The 21517-nt window shown below is 71.1% G+C and carries 19 protein-coding genes; 11 read left to right on the forward strand and 8 right to left on the reverse strand.

All coding sequences use genetic code 11. The features are described 5' to 3' along the window. Positions 1 to 62: 62 nt before the first annotated feature. The gene (locus QM517_RS09650; RefSeq protein ID WP_283287009.1) at positions 63 to 770 is read left to right on the forward strand and encodes a GntR family transcriptional regulator; all 708 of its coding nucleotides are present in this window, start codon (positions 63 to 65) and stop codon (positions 768 to 770) included. Between the two features lie 133 nt (positions 771 to 903). Further along, positions 904 to 2625, forward strand: a complete 1722-nt coding sequence (locus tag QM517_RS09655) for a sigma-54-dependent Fis family transcriptional regulator (protein ID WP_283287011.1) — start codon at positions 904 to 906, stop codon at positions 2623 to 2625. Between the two features lie 180 nt (positions 2626 to 2805). Here QM517_RS09655 and QM517_RS09660 read toward each other — a convergent pair whose 3' ends face one another. The 4 genes from QM517_RS09660 to QM517_RS09675 all read right to left on the reverse strand — a co-directional run bounded on the left by QM517_RS09660 (position 2806) and on the right by QM517_RS09675 (position 8402). Further along, positions 2806 to 3864 carry an ABC transporter permease gene (locus tag QM517_RS09660; protein ID WP_283287013.1) on the reverse strand — a complete coding sequence of 353 codons (1059 nt, stop codon included), beginning with the start codon at positions 3862 to 3864 and terminating at the stop codon, positions 2806 to 2808. Then, the gene (locus QM517_RS09665) at positions 3861 to 6428 is read right to left on the reverse strand and encodes an ATP-binding cassette domain-containing protein (RefSeq protein WP_283287015.1); all 2568 of its coding nucleotides are present in this window, start codon (positions 6426 to 6428) and stop codon (positions 3861 to 3863) included. Before QM517_RS09665 ends, QM517_RS09660 begins: the two co-directional genes overlap by 4 nt. 24 nt (positions 6429 to 6452) lie before the next feature. Then, entirely contained in the window at positions 6453 to 7172 is a 720-nt protein-coding gene (locus QM517_RS09670) for an SDR family NAD(P)-dependent oxidoreductase (protein ID WP_283287017.1), read from the reverse strand. Between the two features lie 69 nt (positions 7173 to 7241). Further along, positions 7242 to 8402, reverse strand: a complete 1161-nt coding sequence (locus tag QM517_RS09675; protein ID WP_283287019.1) for an ABC transporter substrate-binding protein — start codon at positions 8400 to 8402, stop codon at positions 7242 to 7244. A 250-nt stretch (positions 8403 to 8652) separates the two neighbouring features. On the opposite strand from QM517_RS09675, the gene QM517_RS09680 reads away from it, so the two are divergent. The 4 genes from QM517_RS09680 (at position 8653) to QM517_RS09695 (ending at position 12324) form a co-directional block, all read left to right on the forward strand. Continuing rightward, a complete protein-coding gene (locus tag QM517_RS09680) occupies positions 8653 to 9576 on the forward strand; it encodes an alpha/beta hydrolase (RefSeq protein WP_283287022.1) in 924 nt (307 codons plus the stop codon). Between the two features lie 26 nt (positions 9577 to 9602). Next, positions 9603 to 11261 carry a flavin-containing monooxygenase gene (locus QM517_RS09685; RefSeq protein ID WP_283287023.1) on the forward strand — a complete coding sequence of 553 codons (1659 nt, stop codon included), beginning with the start codon at positions 9603 to 9605 and terminating at the stop codon, positions 11259 to 11261. 62 nt (positions 11262 to 11323) lie between these two features. Next, on the forward strand, positions 11324 to 12094 hold the full coding sequence (locus QM517_RS09690; protein ID WP_283287025.1) for an SDR family NAD(P)-dependent oxidoreductase: 771 nt from the start codon (positions 11324 to 11326) through the stop codon (positions 12092 to 12094). After that, positions 12091 to 12324, forward strand: coding sequence for a glutaredoxin family protein (locus QM517_RS09695; protein ID WP_283287027.1), 234 nt, complete (start codon positions 12091 to 12093; stop codon positions 12322 to 12324). The genes QM517_RS09690 and QM517_RS09695 overlap by 4 nt, the downstream gene beginning before the upstream one ends. A gap of 3 nt (positions 12325 to 12327) precedes the next feature. Here the strand turns inward: QM517_RS09695 and QM517_RS09700 are convergent, their stop codons facing one another. Further along, positions 12328 to 13290, reverse strand: a complete 963-nt coding sequence (locus tag QM517_RS09700) for a serine hydrolase (protein WP_077051291.1) — start codon at positions 13288 to 13290, stop codon at positions 12328 to 12330. A gap of 48 nt (positions 13291 to 13338) precedes the next feature. Then, positions 13339 to 15312: a M13 family metallopeptidase gene (locus QM517_RS09705; RefSeq protein ID WP_283287030.1), complete on the reverse strand. Its 1974-nt coding sequence runs from the start codon at positions 15310 to 15312 to the stop codon at positions 13339 to 13341. Positions 15313 to 15385: 73 nt separating this feature from the next. Here QM517_RS09705 and QM517_RS09710 point away from each other — a divergent pair, with 73 nt between their 5' ends. Genes QM517_RS09710 through QM517_RS09720 form a run of 3 tightly spaced genes read left to right on the forward strand, consistent with a single transcriptional unit; the run spans position 15386 to position 17693 of the window. Beyond that, on the forward strand, positions 15386 to 16714 hold the full coding sequence (locus QM517_RS09710; protein ID WP_283287032.1) for an MATE family efflux transporter: 1329 nt from the start codon (positions 15386 to 15388) through the stop codon (positions 16712 to 16714). A gap of 42 nt (positions 16715 to 16756) precedes the next feature. Further along, positions 16757 to 17299, forward strand: a complete 543-nt coding sequence (locus QM517_RS09715) for a hypothetical protein (protein ID WP_283287034.1) — start codon at positions 16757 to 16759, stop codon at positions 17297 to 17299. Between the two features lie 49 nt (positions 17300 to 17348). Then, positions 17349 to 17693 carry a hypothetical protein gene (locus QM517_RS09720; protein ID WP_283287035.1) on the forward strand — a complete coding sequence of 115 codons (345 nt, stop codon included), beginning with the start codon at positions 17349 to 17351 and terminating at the stop codon, positions 17691 to 17693. Here QM517_RS09720 and QM517_RS09725 read toward each other — a convergent pair. Both QM517_RS09725 and QM517_RS09730 read right to left on the reverse strand, forming a co-directional pair. Then, positions 17674 to 18723: a hypothetical protein gene (locus tag QM517_RS09725; protein ID WP_283287038.1), complete on the reverse strand. Its 1050-nt coding sequence runs from the start codon at positions 18721 to 18723 to the stop codon at positions 17674 to 17676. The two genes, QM517_RS09720 and QM517_RS09725, sit on opposite strands and share 20 nt — an antisense overlap. A gap of 98 nt (positions 18724 to 18821) precedes the next feature. Continuing rightward, positions 18822 to 19472 carry a TrmH family RNA methyltransferase gene (locus QM517_RS09730; protein ID WP_077051285.1) on the reverse strand — a complete coding sequence of 217 codons (651 nt, stop codon included), beginning with the start codon at positions 19470 to 19472 and terminating at the stop codon, positions 18822 to 18824. A 75-nt stretch (positions 19473 to 19547) separates the two neighbouring features. On the opposite strand from QM517_RS09730, the gene QM517_RS09735 reads away from it, so the two are divergent. Next, positions 19548 to 20825, forward strand: a complete 1278-nt coding sequence (locus QM517_RS09735) for an Nramp family divalent metal transporter (RefSeq protein WP_283287040.1) — start codon at positions 19548 to 19550, stop codon at positions 20823 to 20825. 9 nt (positions 20826 to 20834) lie between these two features. Continuing rightward, the gene (locus tag QM517_RS09740; RefSeq protein ID WP_283287042.1) at positions 20835 to 21470 is read left to right on the forward strand and encodes a metal-dependent transcriptional regulator; all 636 of its coding nucleotides are present in this window, start codon (positions 20835 to 20837) and stop codon (positions 21468 to 21470) included. Positions 21471 to 21517: the final 47 nt, after the last annotated feature.

Raw genomic sequence — 21517 nt, forward strand, 5'->3', positions numbered from 1 at the left:
ACACCCGCCGAGGACCGGCGAGTGTCTCGATGTGAGACAGCTTCCGAAAGGCCGGTGGCCCCATGCCCGTCATCGAACGGCACGCCGCTCCCCTGCGTCAGCAGGTGCTGCTCCTCCTGCGCGACGAGATCCTCGAGGGGCGCCGCGCGCCCGGTGAGCGGCTCCGCGAGAACGACCTGTGCGCCGCGTACGGCGTCTCCCGCACGGTCATCCGCGAGGTGCTGCGCCAGCTCGAGAGCGAGAGCCTGATCTCGGTGCTCCCGGGTCGCGGCCCCATCGTCGCGGTGCTCACCAAGCGCGAGATCGAGTCGCTGTACGAGGTCCGCGCCACCCTCGAGGGCCTCGCCGCGGCCCTGTTCGCGCGGCGCGCGAGCCCCGCCGACTGCGCCCGCCTCATCGACCACCACGCCGCAATGACCGCGGAATACCTGCACGGCACGCTCGCGAGCCGGGAAGAGAGCAAGTCGCAGTTCTACCGGATCCTGCTGGCCGGAGCCGACAACGACGTCCTCTCCGACCAGCTGGCCGGAGTCCACACCCGCATCGGCCTCTTCCGGCGCTACGCCTTCCTCGACGACGCCCGCGTGGCGCAGTCGTTCGACGAGCTGACCGCGATCGTCCGGGCCGCCGCCGTCGACCGCGACCCCGTCGCCGCCCGCGCCACGAGCGAGCACCACATCGAGCTCGCGGGACGCCTCGCCGTGCTCGAGTACGAGCGCCGCGTCACCCCCGACGGCGGACTCGTGCACCTCGACGAGGTCGCGGTATGAGCGACCGGAGCCCCATTCCCCCACGAACGCGGGTGGGGTACTCTCAGCGCACCCGACAGCCCGCCCATAGCATCCGGATCCTCTGATCCGCATCGACGGGCGAGCGAGCCCGTCCTCGACGAAGGAGTCGAAGATGACCACAGCCTCTGCACGCCTCATCGAGCAGGCGAAGAACGAAATCCTCAGCGCCTCGTCCGCCACGGCCGCCCTCCGCCCCGACCTCGTGACCTCGTGGCAGCGGTCGAAGGAGGCGCTCGGGTCGCCCGATCGCATCCGCGATGTCCCGCAGGTCGGCGTCGACCTCCTCGATCGCCACCTCCTGGAGATGTTCCAGGCTCCGCTCGCGCGCGTCTCCGACGAACTCGACGGCACGGGCCTCGGCCTGTTGTTGGCCGACTCCGAGGGGCGCATCCTGCAGCGTTGGACGCACGACCGCGCCGCGGCCGAACACCTCGACCGTCTCGGCACGGTGCGCGGAGCCGTGCTGTCGGAAGAGACCGTCGGCACGAACGGCGTCGGCACGGTGGCCGCCACCGGCCGCAGCGTGCAGATCACCGGCAACGAGCACTTCGCCGAGTTCTACCGCTCGGCGGTGTGCACCGGCAGCCCCGTCCGCCACCCGCTCACCGGACGGCTGCTCGCGGTGATCACGCTGTCGACGCACATCACCGAACGCCCCGAACTCCTCCGCCCCCTCACCCACTCGATCGCCACGCAGCTCGGCCAGCACGTGATGGATGCCGAGCGCCCGGCCGCCCGCACCATGCTCGCCGCGTTCCTCGCCGCCTCCCGCGTCCAGCAGGGGCCGGTCGTGGCGCTCGGCCCCGACGGGCTGCTGATGCAGAACCAGCGCGCATCCCGACTCTCCACCGCCGACATGGCGCTCGTGCGGCGCCTGTGCGCCGAGGAGGCGCGCGGCGGTCGCGTCAACGTCGAGCTGTCGTCCGGCTACGCCGACGTGCAGGTCACCCGCCTGCAGGACGGAGCGGGCAGCGTCGCCGTGGTGAACGTCGGCGAGCGGCCCGTGACCCACGGCGGCTTCGGTCCGCTGCGCCCGGCGCTCGCGGGGAGGTCGACCGAGTGGCTCGCCGTCGCGCAGACCGTCGCCCGCCACCGCGAGGCGCGCACGCCCCTGCTGATCGCGGGCGAACCCGGCACCGGCAAGACCTCGCTCGCCTTGGGCCTGCCCCACCGCCCCGGCGCGGCCCGCGCCGCCACCGTCGTCGACGCGGCCGAGCGCCACGTCCTCGGGTCGCGGCGCTGGCTCCAGCGTCTGTCCGAGCGGCTCGCCGCCGGAGCGCCCGTGGTGGTCAAAGGCATCCAGACCCTCGAACCCGGGTCGCTCTCGGGCATGGTGTCGCTCATCGATTCGACGCCGTCGCGCGGAGCCGTTCTGCTGACGCTGTCGGCCGCCGATCGCGCGGAGGCAGGTTCGTTCGCGACGCGCGTGGGCTTCCCGACGACCTGGGTGCCGCCTCTGCGGGAACGGGCCGGCGACGTGGGTCCGCTGTGGCGCGCGCTCGCCGACCACGCCGCGGCTTCCGCGCACCTCGAACCCACGCGCGACGCGCTCGCCGCGCTCGAGGCCCACGCGTGGCCCGGCAACATCGTCGAGCTGCGCAACGTCATCGAGCAGCTCGCCCTGAGCGGCCGGAGAGGCGCGATCGGCGCGGCCGACCTCCCCATGTCCGTGCGGGGGGCGCGCTCGATGACGATGATCGAGCGCGCCGAACTCGAGGCCATCCAGCGCGCACTGCAGGAGGCCGGCGGCAACCGCTCGCGCGCCGCCGAGATCCTCGGCCTCTCCCGCGCCACGGTCTACCGGAAGATGAAGACGTACCGACTGAGCGCCTGACGGCCGGCATCCGGCATCCGGCATCCGCGAGACTGCATCCCGCTGACAACCCCACTGCAGCCTGCAGTGGAGTCGTCACGCGGATGCCGTCTCGACGAAACGGCCCCGCCCGCACGAACAGAACACGGAAGGGCGGAGGCGCCCGACACGCCTCCGCCCCGTCCCGTCACCCGTACCGGGTCAGGACTCCCGCGCCATCCGCCGCACGGCCCTGCGCCGCACGAGCACCGGCACGAACTCGCGGATGACCACGACCAGCACGAGCACGATCGCCTGCGTCAGCAGCTGCAGCGCGTCGGGCCAGCCGACCGACCGAAGCAGCTGACCGAGCTGCGTGAGGAACAGTGCAGCGACGGCGGTGGCGGCGATCGACGCGATGCCGCCGGTGAGCGCCGTGCCGCCGAGCACCACCGCGGCGACCGTCGGCAGCAGGTACTGGTCGCCGAGGAACAGCGCCGGGGTCTTGGTGTACCCGGCGAGCAGCACGCCGGCGGCGCCGTAGCAGAGACCCGCGAAGCCGTACGCCGCGATCTGGTACGCCCGCACCCGCACGCCGACGACGGCCGCGGCGGGTTCGCTGACCCCGACCGCCGTGAGACGCCGGCCGATGATCGAGCGCTGCGTGACCACGGCCGCGACGGCGATCACGACGATCGCGATCAACGCGGTGTTCGGGATGCCGAGCGTGCGGGCCAGCGCGAAGCGATTCAGCTCGTCGGCCGCGCCCGAGGGCGTGCCGTTCGCGATCGAGAAGACCGTGCCCAGCAGCACGGCGTTCATGCCGAGGGTCGCGACGAGCGGCATGATCCGCAGGCCCGCCACGATCGCGCCGTTGAGCAGCCCGAAGACGCCCGGCAGCACCACCGCCGCCACGACCGCCGGCCACACGCCCCAGCCGTACTGCTGCGGCAGGGCCGTGGCGAGCACCGCGGCCAGCGCGATCATGCCCGGCACCGACAGGTCGAGACCGCGCTGCTGCACGATGAGCGTCTGTCCGGCTGCGGCGATGGCGAGCACGGACGCGAACGGCAGCATCGACAGCAGGGGCGCGGCATCCAGGCTTCCGGGCGCGATGACCGGGCTCACGAGGAACAGCGCCACGGTCGCCACGGTGATCGGCACCCAACTGCCCGCGAGCGCCCGGCGCCAGACCGCCTCGGCCGAGCGACCGGTCGGCGGGACGGGGAGCGACGTGGTCGTGGTCTCCGGCGCGGAGCGCGGAGCGTCGATCTGGGTCATGAGACACCTCCGGGAGAAGCGATGGCGGCGCCCCGCGGGCGACGCCGACGTCGGCCGCTCCCGCGCAGCGCGGCGTAGAGCCCCGCGGCGGCGAGCGTGACGAGACCGGGCAGCCAGTACGACCAGGCCTGCGACAGCCCGAGGAACGGCGAGACGTTGAGGATCTGCTGCACGAGGAACGCCGCGGCGATGACCGCGATGAACGATCCGCGCCCGCCGAAGATGCTCGTGCCGGCCAGGACCACGACGGTGACGGATGCCAGCGTGTACGACAACGACGGCCGCCCGTCGCCGATCCCGATCTGGGCCATGAGGATCACGGCGGCCGGGAGCACCAGCAGCGAGCAGAGAACGTACGAGAGGAACCGCACCCATCCGACGCGGATGCCGAGACGGGCCGCGGCCGCGTCGTGCGACCCCACGGCCCGCAGCTGCACTCCCCAGCGCGTGCGGCGCAGGGCGATCTCGAGCAGGACGAGCACCACGATGCCCGCGATCGTCGCGATCGGCACCAGGCCGACGCGGGACTGGATCATGTCGGAGACCCCGGCGAAGATCACCCCTCCGGGCGTGGACCGCAGCAGCAGATACAGGCCCTGCAGCGCCATGAACATCGCGAGCGTCGCGACGACCGGACTGATCGCGAACCGGGTGACGAGCAGCCCGTTGATGACACCGACACCGATGGCGCCGGCCACCATGAGGGCGAGGCCGACGTAGAGGTTGCCGCCGTCGACGATCCAGAACGACGAGAGGACGACGAGGAACCCCATGAGCGGCCCGACCGACAGGTCGAATCCCGACCCGAGCACCACGACCTGCTGCGCTGCTCCGACGAACAGCAGCGGCGCGATCATGAAGAGCAGGTTGTTGAGGTTGAACGGCGAGAAGTAGGCGCCGTTCGTGGTCGCGACCGCGATGGCGAGCGCCACGAAGACCGCGGCGAGGGCGACGGCGGGAGCGTGGTCGCCGCGCAGCCATGCGCGGAGGCGGTGCCGACGGCCGTCGGTCTCCTCGCGGGCGCGCACGGTCGTGGACGTCAGAGCGGCGCGGGCGATCGCGGTCTCGGTGACCTCGTCCCCGGAGAGCTCCTGCACGACCTCGCCGCGCGAGAGGATCAGCACGCGGTCGCAGAGTCCCTCCAGCTCGACACCGTCGGAGGACAGCACGACCACCGCGGCACCCTCGTCGGCGGCCTCGCGGAGGATCCGGTAGATGTCGACGCGGGCCCCGGCATCGACTCCCTGGGTCGGCTCCTCGGCGAGGAGGACGCGGGGCCGGGCGAGGAGTGTCCGCGCCAGAACGACCTTCTGCTGGTTGCCGCCCGACAGGGACGAGACCGCGGTGCGGGGGCTCGGCGTCTTGATGGACAGGCGTCCGATCATCTCCTTCGCCCGCGCCACCATCCGCCGGTCGCTGACGAAGCCCGCGGCGGATGCTTCCGGCAGGGTGCCGGCCGACACGTTCTCTGCGACCGACAGCGGAAGGAACACGCCCTCGCGATGCCGGTCGGCGGGCACGTAGACGACCCCCGCGGCCGCCGCACCGGCAGACCCTCCGCTCACGCGACGGCCGTCCACGGTCACTTCGCCGGAGGATGCCTCGAGGCCCGCGAGCGCGCGGATCAGCGCCGCCTGGCCGTTCCCCTGGACACCGGCGAGACCGACGATCTCGCCGGAGCGGACGGTGAGCGAGACGTCGTGGAAGTGATCGCCGCTCAGCGCGCGGACCGCGAGCCGATCGGCATCCCGGATGGTGCCGGCGCTGCTGCCCTTCTCCGGGAAGACGGCCTCGAGCTTGCGGCCGATGGCACGTTCGATGATCTGCGCCTCGTCCACGTCGGCCGCGGGGAAGGTGCCGCGCACCTTGCCGTCGCGGAGCACCGTGATGCGGTCGGAGATCTGCTTGACCTCGGGGATGCGGTGCGAGATGTAGACCACCGCGGCACCACCGGCGACGACCTCGCGCACCCGCGCGAACAGCTTCTGCACCTCTTCGAGACTGAGGTGCTCGGTGGGCTCGTCGAGGATGAGCACGCGCGGGTCGAGCGCGAGCGCCTTCGCGATCTCGACGACGAACCGCTGCTCGACCGAGAGGTCGGCGACGCGGGTCCGCGGGTCGATGCCCATGGCCCACGGTGCGAGCTGCTCGGCGGCCCAGCCGACGGCGCGCCCGAGTCCACCGACCCGGCGGATGCCGACTCCCACCGCCATGTTCTCGGCGACGGTGAGGTCGGGCAGGAGCGCGGGATCCTGACGCACGATGCCGAGGCCGAGACGCCGCGCCTCCTGCGGGTCGGCGGAGGTCAGCTCGGTTCCGGCGATCCACACCGATCCCTCGTCGGCGGCGAGCGCGCCGGAGGCGACCGCCATGAGCGTGGACTTTCCGGCGCCGTTCTCGCCGACGAGGGCGTGGATCTCGCCGGCGCGCACGTCCAGGTGCACGTCGGTGAGGGCGCGGACGCCGGGGAAGGTCTTGGTGATGCCGTCCAGTCGCAGGAGCGAGGAGACCTCCGCGCCCGTCCCCGGCGGCGCAGGGGCCGTTCCGATGTCGATGTCAGTCATGGCGAATCCGTTCTGTGGGGTGCATCACTGGGCGAGGTAGCCGCCGTCGATGACGAGCTCGGAGCCCGTGACGAAGCTCGCTTCGTCACTGGCGAGGAACACGACGCCGGCCGCGATCTCGCGCGGCTGCCCCGCGCGCCCCATGGGCGTCTGCGAGACGACGTACGCGTTGACCTCGGCCGCCTGTGCGTCGGTGAGGGGCGTCTCGATGAACCCCGGGTGGAGGGAGTTCACGCGGACGTTCTGGGTCGCGTAGGTGATCGCGGCGTTCTTGGACATGTTGCGAACAGCGCCCTTGGTCGCGTGGTACGCGTGCGCGCCGCCGACGGCGGCCGAGCCCCAGATCGACGAGATGTTGATGATCGAACCGCCGCCCTGCGTGATCATGTGCGGGATGACCTCGCGCATGCCGAGCCACACGCCGGTCTGATTGGTGGCGACGACGCTCTGCCAGTCGTCCATGGACAGTTCGTGGAGCGGGTCGTAGGCGATGATGCCGGCGTTGTTCACCAGCACATCGATGTGGCCGTGCGCGTCGAGCACGTCGCCGATGACGCGACGCCAGTCGTCTTCGGATGCCACGTCCAACGGCGCGTAGGCGATGGGGCCGAACGTGGGGTCGGCCGAGGAACGCGAGGTGGCGACGGTCGTCGCCCCCTCCTCGTGCAGGGCTTCGGCGATCGCGCGACCGATGCCGCGGCCGGCGCCCGTGACGACGGCGACTTTGCCGGTGAGACGGTTCATGAGGGGTTTCTCCTCCTGGAGTGGGACGGGGTGCCGGGGCCGCAGCGACGCTGCGACCCCGGCGGGGGATCACTGGAACAGCTGCTTCAGCTGGTCGACCGACAGGCCGGAGGAGAGGATCGCGTCGGCGGGCAGGCTGCTCTCGCACTTCGGCTGCTTCGACGAGTCCGTGGAGTCCTCGATGATCTCGAGGTTGTAGGTGGACGGCTCGTCGTTGGGCAGACCGTTCGCCGCGGCGAGCGCCTTGTGCAGGGCGACGGTGACGATCCAGTTGCGGGAGGACTCGGTCGCGATCTGGTACGTCGGCTGCGTGTCCTTGTACTCGTACCAGAGGCACGCGAACTCGTTGCTGTCGTTGGCGGACCACACCGGGAACGGCTTGCCTGCGGCCTCGAAGGCACGGATGCCACCGACCGAGCCCCCGCCGTAGTCGGCGACGATGCCGTTGATGTCGCCGTACTTCGTGATGAGACCGGCCACGACCTGCTGCGTCTTGCCCGGCTCCCAGTCGGTGGCGACGGGACCGTCGGTGTTGAGCAGCGTCACACCGGGGTTCGCCTTGACGGCCTCGAGGACGCCCTCGTAGACGCCCTGCGAGTACGAGTTGCCGGCGATGCCGCCGAGCATCACGAGGTTGCCCTTGCCGCCCATGGTCTTGATGGTCCAGTCGGCGAGGTTCTTGCCGTAGGTGGTGATGTCCTCCGACACGAAGTCGACGTAGTCCTTGCCGGGCGTCCCGCCGGGCGACCCAACGAAGGGCACGACCTTGACGCCCGCCGCGGTCGCCTTCTGGATCGTCGGGAGCAGCGCTTCGCCGCCGTCGACGAAGGTCACGATGACGTTGACGCCCTGCGCGACGAGCGAGTTGATGTCGCTGATCGCCTTCTGGGTGTCGCCCTGCGCGTCGGTGTAGAGGACCTTCTTGATGTTGGGGCACTTGGCCGCCTCGGCCTCGAAGATCGCCCGGGTGATCTTGCGCCAGGAGTTGCCGCCGAAGCCGTCGGCGAGGGCGACGGTGATGTCCTTGTCGCCGCAGAAGTTCGAGATGTCCTGGATGTCGCCCTGGACGCCGACGGTGCCGGTGGTGACCTGACTGTCGGTCGCGCCCGCGGACGCGTCGTCGCCGGAACCGGCCGAGGACAACGATCCGGTGGAACAGGCCGAGGTGAGCAGGAGTGCGCCGACGGCGGCGAAGATCGCCGCGGTGCGCAGCGCGGTGCTGTGTCGCATGTGCGTGCCAACTTTCTCGTCATTGAGAGCCGGCCGGAGGGGTGGGTCCCCCGCTGTGGATGCCGGCATGGATGTGGTGGTGTCCAGCAGTCTGCGGCGGCGGGCGGGGGGCTGATCGCGTCACGGTGAGACGCGGGTGACTCATTCTGCGACACCCCGTCGCGACGGCCGGAGGGCGGTTCATCCTGGGGTCACCGGGGCGCTCCGATGCCCCGAACGACCTGGAATCCACGATGAGGAGGATCCGCGAATGGCCGAGAACAGGCCCACCGACCCCCTGGGGGAGATCTACGCCGAGTGGACCGTCGAGTTCACCGCCGCCCCCGACATGTCGCTCCCCGTCCTTCGATGGGTCTTCGAGGACTGGCAGCGCGCGACGGCCGAACCGGAGGACGTGACGTACCGTTCGACGAGCATCGGCGGCGTCCCCGGCATCCTGGTCACTCCGCTGGGAGCCGACCGCGATCGCATCCTGCTCGTGCTGCACGGTGGCGGCTTCGCCCTCGGTTCGTCCGCCAGCCACCGCAAGATGGCCGGACACCTCGCCAAGGCCGCCGGTTCGTCCGCGTTCGTCGCCGACTTCCGCCTCGCCCCCGAGCACCCGTACCCCGCGCAGCTGGACGACGCGGATGCCGTGATCGACGCGCTGGTCGCCGACGGCTACGCCCCCGAGGCGATCACACCCGTCGGCGACAGCGCGGGCGCGAGCATCGCGATCGCGACCGTGCTGCGCCGACTGCAGCGGGGCGCCGCGCTCCCCGGCCGTGTCGCGACCATCTCGCCCTGGGTGGACATGGAGAACTCGGGCGCGACGATCGAGACCAACGACGCGACCGACTTCCTGATCGCCCGTGAGGGGTTGCAGGGCAACATCGACCGCTACCTCTCCGGCGGCGCCTCTCCCATCGACCCGCTGGTGAACCCGCTGTACGCGGACTTCACGGGCTTCCCGCCGCTGTTCATCACCGCCAGCGACGCCGAGTCCCTGTACGCCGACGCCGTGCGTCTGGCCGAGCGCGCCGCGAGCGCCGGCGTCGACGTCACGTTCGAGACCGTCTCGGGCGAACAGCACGTCTGGCCCCTTCAGGCGGGGCGGCACGTCCCCGCCGACACCTCCATCCGCCGAATCGCCGACTGGGTGCGCACGACGAGCTCGTCGCGCGTCTCGGCATGACCCCCTCCACCGAAAGGACCCCCGCCATGAGCACCACCCCTGCACGCGGTACCGGCGACCGCGACTACGACGCCATCGTCATCGGCGCCGGATTCTCCGGCCTGGCGATGCTGCACCACCTGCGCGAGATCGGCCTGCGCACGATCGCCGTCGACGGCGAGGACGGCATCGGCGGCACCTGGTGGGTGAACCGGTACCCCGGCGTGCGCACCGACAGCGAGTACTCGTACTACTCGTTCTCCTTCTCGAAGGAGGTGCGCGACGAGTGGACCTGGACCGAGCGCTACCCGTCCGGCGAAGAGGTGCTGTCCTACCTCAACTTCGTCGCCGACCGCCTCGACCTCCGCCGCGACATCCGGCTCAACACGCGGGTCGAATCCGCCGTCTACGACGAGGATGCCAACACCTGGACGGTCCACCTCGTCGGCGGCGGCACCCTCACCACGAAGTACCTGATCAGCGGCATGGGCGTGCTCTCGCAGCCGATCTTCCCCGAGATCCCCGGGATCGAGACGTTCCGCGGCGAGAAGTACCACACGGCCCAGTGGCCGCGGGAAGGCGTCGACCTGTCGGGTAAGCGCGTCGGACTCATCGGCCTGGGGGCCTCCGGCATCCAGATCGTGCCCGTCATCGCCGGGCAGGTGGACGAGTTCTTCGTCTTCCAGCGCACGCCGAACTTCATCGTCGAGACCAACAACGACAAGGTCTCGGAAGAAGACATGGCGTGGCTCCGCGAGAACTACGACCTCGTCTACGAGAAGGCGGCGAACCACCCGTTCGGCGTCGCGATGGAACCCGCCGAGCACAGCGCGCTCGAGGTCTCGGAGGACGAGCGTCGCCGCATCTTCGAGAGCAAGTGGAACGAGGGCGGCTTCCACTTCGCGAACGAGTGCTTCAACGACCTCGCGACGAACCACGAGGCCAGCGAGCTGGCATCCGAGTTCATCCGCACGAAGATCGCCGAGATCGTGAAGGACCCCGACACGGCCGAGCTCCTCTCGCCGCGCACCTACTCGTTCAACGGAAAGCGCGTCCCGACCGGCCACGGCTACTACGCCGCTTTCAACCACGATCACGTCCACCTCATCGACACCGCCGAGACGCCGATCACGGCCATCACCGAGAAGGGCGTGAAGGTCGGCGACACCGAGTACGAGCTCGACGTGCTGATCTTCGCCACCGGCTTCGACGCCATGACCGGCACGCTCACCCACATCGACATCGTCGGTCGCGGGGGTCGCACGCTGCGCGAGAAGTGGGCCGAGGACGGCCTGAAGTCGAACCTCGGCATCAACGCGCACGGATTCCCGAACTTCTTCATGTCGCTCGGACCGCAGACTCCGTACTCGAACCTCATCGTTCCGATCCAGCTCGGCGCGCAGTGGCTCCAGCGGGCACTGAAGTGGGCGGAGGAGCACGGGATCGAGTACTTCGAGGCGACGCCCGAGTCCGAAGACTGGTGGCGCGCGGAGACCGAGAAGACCGGCCGCCAGACCGTCATGTACACGGAGGGCAAGAAGGCCAAGGCCTGGTTCCTCGGCGAGAACATCCCCGGCAAGCCGGAGGAGTTCCAGGTGTACATGGGCGGCGGGCAGGTCTACCAGCGGTACTGCCGCGAGCTCGAGGAGTCCGGCTACGCCACGCTCCTCCACCGCACGGACGCCAAGCAGCCCGTCGACGCCTGACCGATACCCCCCCTCCGGCGGGGACGCGCCCGCGCGTCCCCGCCGTCACGAAAGGACCCCCCATGGCACGACTGCAGGGCAAGCGCGCGGTGATCACCGGCGCCGCCTCCGGAATGGGCCGCGCGACGGCCGAGCTCTTCGCCGCGGAGGGCGCGCGCGTCGCGCTCCTGGACGCGCAGCCCGAGGCCGGCGAGGCGGTGGCCGCCGGCATCCGCGACTCGGGAGGCGACGCGGTGTACACGCGCGCCGACGTCACGAACGAGGCCGATGTGCGCGCCGCCGTCGACGGAGCTGCGGCGACGTTCGGCGGGCTCGACGTGCTGATCAACTGCGCCGGGATCATCGGTGCCGACAAGCCCACGCACGAGGTCACCGAGCAGGAGTGGGATGCCGTCTTCGCCGTCGACGTGAAGGGGGTCTTCTTCGCGACGAAAGCCGCCGTCCCGCACTTCCTCGAGGCCGGGAAGGGCGCCATCGTCAACTTCTCGTCGATCTACGGGATCCTCGGCAACGACGAATTCACGCCGTACCACGTGGCCAAGGGCGCGGTGAACATGCAGACGAAACAGGATGCCGCCAGCTACGGCCGGCACCGGATCCGCGTCAACGCCGTGAACCCGTCCACCGTGCTCACGCCTCTCGTCGAGGGAATCGCGGCGGAGTACCCGGGCGGGATGCCGGCATACGAGGAGATGATGACCGCGCACCAGTCGATCCGACGGCTCGGCCGCCCCATCGACGTCGCGTACGCGGTGCTGTTCCTGGCCTCCGACGAGGCCGACTGGATCACCGGCGTGACCCTGCCGGTCGACGGCGGGTACACGGCCCGATGAGCGCCGAGATCGTGGTCTACGGGAAGCAGGAGTGCACCGACACGCTCCGCACCCGCGCGCTGCTGCACGACGTCGGCGCGGAGTACACGTTCATCGACGTCGGGGCGTCGGCGGACGACGCCGCCCGCGCGGCGGACCTCGGCGGCAGCACGAAGGTGCCGGTGGTCGTGCTGCCGGACGGCACGGTCCTCGTCGAGCCGTCCGACGACGAGGTCCGCGCGCACCTCTGACCGTCAGTACACGTACTCCATCAGCTCCACGCCCAGCACGCGGAACGCGTCGTGCGCGCGCAGACGGTGCGCGATCGAGAGGTCGTCGAAGTTCGCGATGAGCGCGTAGGCGACGCCCGCGCGCGGGCCGCCGAGCACGCCCGCTTCGGCGCGCACGCCCTCGGATCGGCCGGTCTTGTTGACGAACAGCAGACCGTGGCGGTCGTTCTCGTGGGCGAACGGGTCGAGACCGGTCGCGGATGCCACCAACGACAGGTCGTGGTTCAGGCTCAGCCATTCCGCGACCTGGGCGCTGACCCCCGGCGACACGACCGTGGAGTTGACGAGTCCGGCGAACACGGAGGCCATCTCGCGCGCGGTCGACAGCGCGACGTGCGGAGCGTCGTCGGGTCCGCGGTCGTCGCGGAAGCGGTCGAGGAGGGCGGTGCGCCGCAGCCCCAGCTGCTCGATGCGCGCGCGGACCGCGGGCAGCCCCACCCGTTGCAGGAGCGCGTTCGCCGCCAGCGCGTCACCGGCGGACGCGGCGAGCACCGCCACGTCCGCCAGCGGCAGCGCCGGGGCCTTCAGGTGCTGCCACACTCCCCCGGCCGACGCGGTGTGGACCGTGGCGCGGTCGATGATCTCGAGAGCCTCGACACGGCCGGCCTCAATCGCCGCGGCCACCTCGACCAGCAGCGGGACGACGCCCAGTCCGGCGACCGGCAGCGTGACGAAATCGTCGCCCTCGAGCACCGCGGAGCCGCCGTCGAGGTCGTCGATGCGCACCGACACCTTCGCCCCGGACGCCGCGAGCTCGTCGAGCGCGCGAAGCGTCGCCGTGAACGACCGGCGACCGGCGGCCGCCCGTCGCGGCAGGCGTCGAGGTCCCTTCCGCGCCGAACCCCGGAGGGCCGGGGCGTCGCGTCGCGACGATTCCACGGACCCTCCGGAAGGCTCGGGTGCGGCAGGCTCGGGAACCGGTGGCATGCCCACGAGCGTGGCTCCTTCCGGGTCAGGAGAGCAACAAACGCGACCTCACCAAATGGTGACGCGCTGGTCCGCGTCGAGCCACAGGGCATCGCCCTCGGTGACCTCGAACGCGTCGTAGAACGCATCGATGTTGCGCACGATCTGGTTGCAACGGAATTCGTTCGGCGAGTGCGGGTCGATCGTCAGCAGGCGGATGGTCTCGGCATCCCGGCCCTTCTGCTGCCAGATCTGCGCCCAGCTGAGCAGGAGCCTCTGGATGCCGCTGTACCCGTCGACCTCGGGACCGTCGGCGGGCTCGTCCGCACCGAGCGACAGCCGGTAGGCGCGGAGCGCGATGCCCAGGCCGCCGAGGTCGCCGATGTTCTCGCCGATCGTGAGGGCGCCGTTGACGTGGTGCTCCTCGCTCAGCCCCTCGGGGACGAGCGCCTCATACTGGGCGATGAGCGCCTTGGTGCGGTCCTCGAACGCCGAGCGGTCGGCATCCGTCCACCAGTCGCGCAGCGACCCGTCGCCGTCGAAGCGACTGCCCTGGTCGTCGAACCCATGGCCGATCTCGTGGCCGATGACCGCGCCGATCCCGCCGTAGTTGGCGGCCGCGTCGCGGTCGGCGTCGAAGAACGGGTACTGCAGGATCGCCGCGGGGAACACGATCTCGTTCATCAGCGGGTTGTAGTACGCGTTGACGGTCTGCGGGGTCATGTACCACTCGTCGCGGTCGATCGGCTGACCGACCTTCGCGAGCTGCCGGTCGTGCTCCCACACGTGGGCGCGGCGGACGTTCCCGACGAGGTCGCCGGCCTCGATGTCGAGGTCGGAGTAGTCCTTCCACTTCACCGGGTAGCCGATCTTGGGCGTGAACGCGTCGAGCTTCGCGAGCGCGCGCTCCCGGGTCTCGGGCGTCATCCACTCCAGCGCGGTGATCGACTCGCGGTAGGCCTCGATCAGGTTCTTCACGAGGACGTCCATGGCATCCTTCGCCGCGGGAGGGAAGTGCCGCTCGACGTACACCTTGCCGACGGCTTCGCCGAGCGCCGCCTCGACGAGGCCGACGCCGCGCTTCCAACGCTCGCGGTTCACCGGCACACCGGTGAGCTGCGTGCCGTAGAACGCGAAGTTCTCGGCCACGAACTCCTCCGACAGGAACGCCGCGGCGGAGTGCACGACGGCGAACCGCAGCCACGCCTTCCAGTCCTCGAGGCGCTCGTCGACCAGCAGTGCGCCAAGGGACTCGATGAAGCTCGGCTGGTAGACGACGACCTCGGCGAAGGCGTCCTCGTGCCCCGGGGCGACACCCGCGCGCCACGGCACGAGGTCGAGGCCGGCGAGGCCGACCATCTCGTCCCACGAGCGCAGGTTGTAGGTCTTCACGGCGTCGCGGCTGTCTTCGCGCGACCAGTGGTGCGTCGCGAGCTCGGTCTCGAGGGCGAAGACACGATCGGCGGATGCCGCCGGCTCGGCGACCCCGGCCAGCTCGAACATGCGCTGGATGTGCGCGCGGTAGGCGGCGCGCGTCTCGGCGAAGTTCTCGAGCCGGTAGTAGCTCTCATCGGGGAGCGACAGGCCGCCCTGGTAGATCACGGGGACGTAGCGGGTGGGGTCGCCCGGGTCGGGCTCGACGAACAGGGTCAGCAGGCCGCTCACGCCGTCGCGCTCGAGCTCTCCGACGAGACGGAGGAAGCCGGGCACGTCGGTCACGGCGTCGACGCGGGCGAGCTGATCCGCCAGTGGCGCCGCTCCCGCCTCCTCGATGCGGTCGGTGTCCAGGAAGCTCGCGAACAGGTCGCCGATCTTGCGGGCTTCGCTGCCCGGCTCGGCCTGCTGCGACTCCTCCACGATGGTGCGGACGTCCTTCTCCGCCTGTTCGGCGATGAGATGGAAGCTGCCCCATCGGGCTTTGTCGTCGGGGATCTCGGTGCGCTCCAGCCAGCGGCCGTTCACGTGGCGGAACAGGTCGTCCTGGGGGCGGATCTCGTCGCTCAGTTCGTCGAGCGCGAGACCGGATCGGGGGGTCTGGGTCATGGAGACAGGATAAATCCCTCCGCTCCACGCGGGCTCAGCATGTCGTGTCGGGGGGCGGCCGTAGGCTCGAACGGTGACCACCCCCGCACCGGCGACGCTGAACCGCGCGATCGTGCGGTTGGCCGTGCCGGCCCTGGGCGCGCTGATCGCCGAGCCGCTGTTCCTCATCGTCGACGGCGCCATGGTGGGCCACCTCGGCGTGGCGCCGCTCGCCGGGCTGGGGATCGCCAGCGCGGTCCTGCAGACGGTGGTCGGGCTGATGGTGTTCCTGGCGTACGCGACCACACCCGCCGTGGCGCGTCGGTTCGGTGCCGGCGAGCTGGGTCGTGCGGTGTCCGTCGGCATCGACGGCATGTGGTTCGCGCTGACGATCGGCGCCGTCCTCGCCGCCGCGGGCGTCCTCGCCACCCCGGCGCTGGTCGACGTGTTCGGCGCGGCACCCGATGTGGCCGAGAACGCCCGCGTGTACCTGTCGATCTCGATGTGGGGACTCCCCGCGATGCTCGTCGTGTTCGCCGCGACCGGGCTGTTGCGCGGGATGCAGGACACCGTGACCCCCCTGTGGATCGCCGGTCTCGGCTTCGGCGCCAACGCGCTTCTGAACTTCCTCTTCATCTACGGCTTCGGCTGGGGCATCGCCGGTTCCGCGATCGGCACCGTCGTCGCGCAGTGGGGCATGGTGGGCGCCTACGTCGTCATCGCCACGCGCCTGGCCCGCACGCACGCGGCGTCGCTGCGCCCCGAGCCCGGCGGGCTCCGCGGCACGGCGCGCTCGGGCGGCTGGCTGTTCCTGCGCACGCTGAGCCTGCGCGCCGCGTTCCTCGCGACGGTGGCGGTGGCCACCGGCCTCGGGTCGGCCGAGCTGGCAGGTTGGCAGATCGCCTTCACGATCTTCTCGACCGCGGCCTTCGCGCTGGACGCGCTCGCGATCGCGGCGCAGGCGCTCGTCGGCAAATCGCTCGGCGCGGGCGACGTCGCCGGGGCGCGGCACGTGCTCTCGCGCACGGTGGCGTGGGGCCTGTGGTTCGGCGTCGCCGTCGGGGCGCTCGTGGCCGCGGCATCCGGGGTCCTCGGTCTGGTGTTCACGGGCGATCCCGAGATCGCCGCCCTGATCCAGCCGGCGCTCCTCGTCCTCGCCGTCGCGCAGCCGCTCGCGTCGTTCGTGTTCGTGCTCGACGGCGTCCTGATCGGCGCCGGCGACGCGCGCTACCTCGCGATCGCGGGGCTGCTCAACCTCGTGCCGTACGTTCCAGCGCTCGTGCTCGTGGCCGTGTTCGCGGGCGGTGGCCCGGCGGGTCTGGCCTGGCTCGCCGCCGCGTTCTTCGGGGTCTACATGCTGGCCCGCGCCACGACGCTGGGACTCCGCGTGCGCGGCAGGGCGTGGATGACCGCGGGCGCCTGAGATGCCCACGCGACTCCCAGGACTCGCGCGTACCGTGCCGTCATGAGGTCGAACCCCCCGGCCCGCGCGGCCCTCCCCGCCCTGCTGTTCCCTGCGCTGATCCTGCTCGCGGGATGCACGTCGACGGACGCGGCGTCGCCCGCTCCCTCGACGTCGACCCCGCCTCCCTCCACGCCGTCGCTCTCCCCGTCGGCACCGACCCCCGGCGAAGCGCTGCCGAGCGACGCCGCGACGCTGGAACAGTGGGCCGCGACCGCGCTGCCCGAGAACGGTCTCGGCGGCAGCACCGCCGTCGCCCGCGGCACCGGCGAGGTCGGATCGGCCGGGGCGAGCGTCGACCTCCAGCCCGTCGGCGGATCGTGGGATGTCGTCGTCGCGTGCGAGAGCGCCACGGGCGCGCCCCTCACCGTCCAGATCGGCGGCGTCGACGGCACGTCGGCCGACGTCGCGTGCGGTCTCCCCGGCCAGCCCGGTGCCGCGCCGACGACCCTCCGATGGGATGCCGCCACCTCCGCCACCCTGCGCGTCGACTCGAAGACGCAGGCCGTGTTCGTTTACGAAGTGCATCCGCGCGCGGGAACCTGATTCCCGCCGATTTCACACGCCCGACACTTGCGATCCCTATCCTGGTCGCATGCGGGGGCATGTGGCGGGAACGCTGATCGTGGCCGTCGCGCTGATCGTGGCCATGGTCATCTTCTGCGCGGGCGGCTATTACTACGTCGAGTATCAGGCGTGGGATGCCGCGTCGTCGACGTGGGTGTACCGCAACAGACCCTTCTCGGGCGCGGTATTCGCCGTCTCGGTGCTGGTGAGCGCGGGCGTGCTCTTCGGAGCGGCGCTCCTGCTGCTTCGGACGGGCCGCGTCCACGGCCGGCCCGTCGTCGACGAGTGCCCGCAGCTCTCCGGGAGGGCGGGGCGCTCCGATGCGGTCGAGCCCGATGCCGGGTCGCCTTCGCTCAGCTCTGGGGGCCGTTGACGTAGCTTCGCGACAGGGCGCGCTGATCGGGGTCGTTGGGGACGGCCGCGCTGTAGCCGATCTGCGGCGACGATCCCACTTGCGGCGTCGCGCCGGTCGGATCCGAGTAGGACAGCGCGAAGGTGACGACGTCACCGGAGGCCAGCGGCGACGTCAGCGAGAACAGCACCGACCGGAAGGCGCCGGAGACGGTGTTGCTCTGCTCGGACACCAGGTCGGGCGCGGGCGTTCCGTTGAGGGCGACGCCCTCGAGGGAGGCGAGGTCGCCGAGTGCCGCATCGAAGGTGACGCGGACGGTGTCTCCCACCGCGGTGGGATTGGGCCCCACTGACGTCAGGGTCGCCTGCGTCGGTCGATACGCGGAGCCCGAGCCCGAGGTGACCTGCGCGAAGTCCGCCGTCACGGTCGCGCCGAACGGTGAGGACTCCTCCGTGGCCCCGGGGCCGTTGACGTGGACGTTGTCGGAGGCGTCGAGGTCGGCCGCTTCGACGAGTGTCCAGGTGCTGACCGAATCGGCCGGCTCGAGAGTGTCATCCGGGTAGTCGCCGAGGAACGTCAGGTCCGGACGAACGAGGATCCCCGTGTACGGATCGGCGTTCGGGACGACCGTCGCGGCGAACGTGGCGGTGTAGACGGCGCGGTCGCCCGTGACCGAGGGACCGCTGAAGCCGGCGCTCCGAGCTCCCTCACCGTCGCGGGCGTCGTACGTGAAGCCGGTCACGTCCCAGAGTCGGCGATCGACCTCCAGCCGGAGGATGACCGGGCCGGTGTAGACCTGTCCCGTCGTGTTGCCGACCACGACGCCCACGGGCTCGCTGGCGACGTAGCGTTCGGTGAGGGCGGGAGTGAACAGGGGCACCCCGCTGCCGAACTGCGGGGGGAGAAGGGCGAGGTTCGCCGTCGTGCTGGCGCTCACCGCGGGGGCCGCCACCGCGACCGCGACCACCGGGACGGACCACGCCCCCGCCTTCAGGACGGAGCGACGCGCGACACCGCGCGGCGAACGGGTCGTTTCAGGGGAATCGGACATGGCGAGGGGATCCATCCGTCGAAGGGGGGAGTTCGAACAGCAGGGGTAGTCTGCGACACCCAGGGGCGTTTCTCACCCTCTCCCGGATGAGAAAGCTCTCATGCCCAGCGGCGACACCACTCGTACATGACCACGGCCGCGGCCGACGCGGCGTTGATGGATCGCGTCGAACCGTACTGCGTGATCTCGACGACGCCGGTCGCAGCGGCGAGCGCCTCGGGTGACAGCCCTGGACCCTCCTGACCGAAGAGGAGTACGCACGCCTCGGGCAGCTCGGCGCGGTCGACGGGCACCGATCCGTCGACGTTGTCGATCGCGAGGACGGGCAGATCCTCTCCCTGCGCCCATTCCACGAACGCGGCGACGTCCTCGTGGTGTCGGACGTGCTGGTACCGGTCGGTCACCATCGCGCCGCGGCGGTTCCAGCGGCGCTTGCCGATGATGTGCACCTCCGCAGCGAGGAACGCGTTGGCGCTGCGGACGATCGAACCGATGTTGAGGTCGTGCTGCCAGTTCTCGATCGCCACGTGGAACGGATGCCGCCGGGCGTCGAGATCGGCGACGATGGCCTCCATCGTCCAGTAGCGGTACGGGTCGACGACGTTGCGCCGATCGCCCTCGGCGAGCAGTTCGCGGTCGTAGCGCGGGTCGTCGGGCCAGGCGTCCGGCCCGCCGGGCCACGGACCCACGCCGTGCGTGGGGACGGGCGGAGCGTCCTCGGAGTCCGGGGTCGCGTCGCCGTGGGTCACTCCCCCAGGCTATCCGCCGGGACCCGAGCGGCGTCCGCTGTTTTCGGTCGCCCGAAATATCGCTAGGGTTTCGGCATGCCGAAAAATTTGGATGCCACGCTCCCGCGCCGCACCACCGGCCGCGCGGCCTGGCTCCTCGGCCCGGCGATGGTCGCGGGAGTCGCCTACCTCGACCCCGGCAACGTCGCCAGCAACATGACGGCCGGGGCGGTGTTCGGCTACCTCCTCGTGTGGGTCGTGGTGCTGGGCAACGTGATGGCCTGGCTCATCCAGTACCTCTCGGCGAAGCTCGGCATCGTGACCGGCGAGAGCCTGCCCCAGCTGCTCGGCCGGCGGATCCGCCGCCCCTGGGCCCGCCGGGCGTACTGGCTGCAGGCCGAGCTGGTGGCCATGGCCACCGACGTCGCCGAGGTGATCGGCGGCGCCGTCGCCCTCAACCTGCTGTTCGGCATCCCCCTGCTGTGGGGCGGGGTGATCACGGGGGTGGTGTCGATCGCGCTGCTCCTGGTGCAGTCGCGCCGCGGGGCCCGTGCGTTCGAGACCGTCGTGATCGGCCTCCTCATCATCATCGCGGTGGGGTTCACCGCGGGACTCTTCTTCGCCCCGCCCGACGCGGCCGCCGTGGTCGGAGGACTCGTTCCCCGATTCGACGGGGCCACCTCCGTGCTGCTGGCCGCGTCGATCCTCGGCGCCACGATCATGCCCCACGCGATCTACGCCCACTCCGCACTGACCCGTGACCGCTTCGCGCCCGCCGTGCCGACCGCCGCCGCCGATCTCGAAGCGGCGCGGGGCCTGTCGACTCCGCGGCTGCTCCGCGCGACCCGGTGGGACGTGACGATCGCCCTCGCCGTCGCCGGCACCGTGAACCTCGCGATCCTGCTGCTCGCCGCCGCGAACCTCACCGGCGTCGAGGGGACGGACAGTCTCGAGGGCGCCTATGCGGCCTTGCGCGACGGACTCGGCCCTCTCGTCGCGACCCTCTTCGCGATCGGGCTGCTCGCGAGCGGGCTCGCCTCCACGTCGGTCGGGGCGTATGCGGGCGCCGAGATCATGCACAGCCTGCTGCGGGTCCGCGTCCCGCTTCTCGCGCGCCGTCTGGTGACCCTGATCCCGGCGCTGCTGATCCTGGGGGCCGGCATCGACCCGACGCTGGCCCTCGTCCTGAGTCAGGTCGTGCTGTCGTTCGGCATCCCGTTCGCCCTCATCCCGCTCGTGGTCCTCACCGCCCGGCGCGACGTGCTCGGCGTGCACCGCAACCGCACCCTCACGACGGTGGCGGGGGTGGCGGCATCCGTGTTCCTGGTCGCGCTGAACGCCGTTCTCCTGTGGCTGGTGTTCAGCGGCGGTTAGGCTGAGCCCGTGGAATCGCCCGTGGCCGACGACTATCTCAAGGCGATCTACCACCACACCGAGTGGCAGGACGACCCCATCACGCCCTCGCAGCTGGCCGCGGTGCTGAGCCTCGCACCCTCGAGCGTCACCGAGATGGTGAAGAAGCTCGCGGCGCAGGGACTTGTGAGCCACCGCCCGTACGGTCCCGTGTCGCTGACGCCTGCGGGCGCGCGGCGCGCGGCGTCGGTGATCCGCCGGCACCGCCTCATCGAGACGTGGCTGGTCCGCGAGTTCCACTATTCGTGGGACGAGGTGCACGACGAGGCCGAGGTCCTCGAGCATTCGCTCAGCGACCGGCTCCTCGAGGGCATCGACGAGCGGCTCGGTCGTCCGCGGTTCGACCCGCATGGCGACGCGATCCCGGATGCCACGGGCGCGGTGCACCGCGCACCCTTCGTACTGCTGCGGGACGCGGCATCCGGTCACTCCGGGCGCGTCCTGCGCGTGAGCGACCGCGACCCGGAGCTCCTGCGCGCCCTGGTGGAACGCCGGATCGACGTGGGCCACGAGCTCGAGGTCGTCTCGGAAGACGTCGTCCGCGCCGACGGCGTCGAGGTGACGCTGCCCGAGGGCGCCGGCGGTTCGGTGTGGCTCACGCGCTGACCCGGGCCCCGCGTCACCCGCTCCCCGGTTACGCTGACCCCATCGGC

Source organism: Microbacterium sp. IEGM 1404, from assembly GCF_030056775.1.
Taxonomy (GTDB): Bacteria; Actinomycetota; Actinomycetes; order Actinomycetales; family Microbacteriaceae; genus Microbacterium.

What these genes read in the sequence shown, in the direction of transcription:
- QM517_RS09650 (WP_283287009.1), top strand. Translation starts at nt 63, where the DNA reads ATGCCCGTCATCGAACGGCACGCCGCTCCCCTGCGTCAGCAGGTGCTG.
- QM517_RS09655 (WP_283287011.1), top strand. Translation starts at nt 904, where the DNA reads ATGACCACAGCCTCTGCACGCCTCATCGAGCAGGCGAAGAACGAAATC.
- QM517_RS09660 (WP_283287013.1), bottom strand. Translation starts at nt 3,864, where the DNA reads ATGACCCAGATCGACGCTCCGCGCTCCGCGCCGGAGACCACGACCACG.
- QM517_RS09665 (WP_283287015.1), bottom strand. Translation starts at nt 6,428, where the DNA reads ATGACTGACATCGACATCGGAACGGCCCCTGCGCCGCCGGGGACGGGC.
- QM517_RS09670 (WP_283287017.1), bottom strand. Translation starts at nt 7,172, where the DNA reads ATGAACCGTCTCACCGGCAAAGTCGCCGTCGTCACGGGCGCCGGCCGC.
- QM517_RS09675 (WP_283287019.1), bottom strand. Translation starts at nt 8,402, where the DNA reads ATGCGACACAGCACCGCGCTGCGCACCGCGGCGATCTTCGCCGCCGTC.
- QM517_RS09680 (WP_283287022.1), top strand. Translation starts at nt 8,653, where the DNA reads ATGGCCGAGAACAGGCCCACCGACCCCCTGGGGGAGATCTACGCCGAG.
- QM517_RS09685 (WP_283287023.1), top strand. Translation starts at nt 9,603, where the DNA reads ATGAGCACCACCCCTGCACGCGGTACCGGCGACCGCGACTACGACGCC.
- QM517_RS09690 (WP_283287025.1), top strand. Translation starts at nt 11,324, where the DNA reads ATGGCACGACTGCAGGGCAAGCGCGCGGTGATCACCGGCGCCGCCTCC.
- QM517_RS09695 (WP_283287027.1), top strand. Translation starts at nt 12,091, where the DNA reads ATGAGCGCCGAGATCGTGGTCTACGGGAAGCAGGAGTGCACCGACACG.
- QM517_RS09700 (WP_077051291.1), bottom strand. Translation starts at nt 13,290, where the DNA reads ATGCCACCGGTTCCCGAGCCTGCCGCACCCGAGCCTTCCGGAGGGTCC.
- QM517_RS09705 (WP_283287030.1), bottom strand. Translation starts at nt 15,312, where the DNA reads ATGACCCAGACCCCCCGATCCGGTCTCGCGCTCGACGAACTGAGCGAC.
- QM517_RS09715 (WP_283287034.1), top strand. Translation starts at nt 16,757, where the DNA reads ATGAGGTCGAACCCCCCGGCCCGCGCGGCCCTCCCCGCCCTGCTGTTC.
- QM517_RS09720 (WP_283287035.1), top strand. Translation starts at nt 17,349, where the DNA reads ATGCGGGGGCATGTGGCGGGAACGCTGATCGTGGCCGTCGCGCTGATC.
- QM517_RS09725 (WP_283287038.1), bottom strand. Translation starts at nt 18,723, where the DNA reads ATGTCCGATTCCCCTGAAACGACCCGTTCGCCGCGCGGTGTCGCGCGT.
- QM517_RS09735 (WP_283287040.1), top strand. Translation starts at nt 19,548, where the DNA reads ATGCCGAAAAATTTGGATGCCACGCTCCCGCGCCGCACCACCGGCCGC.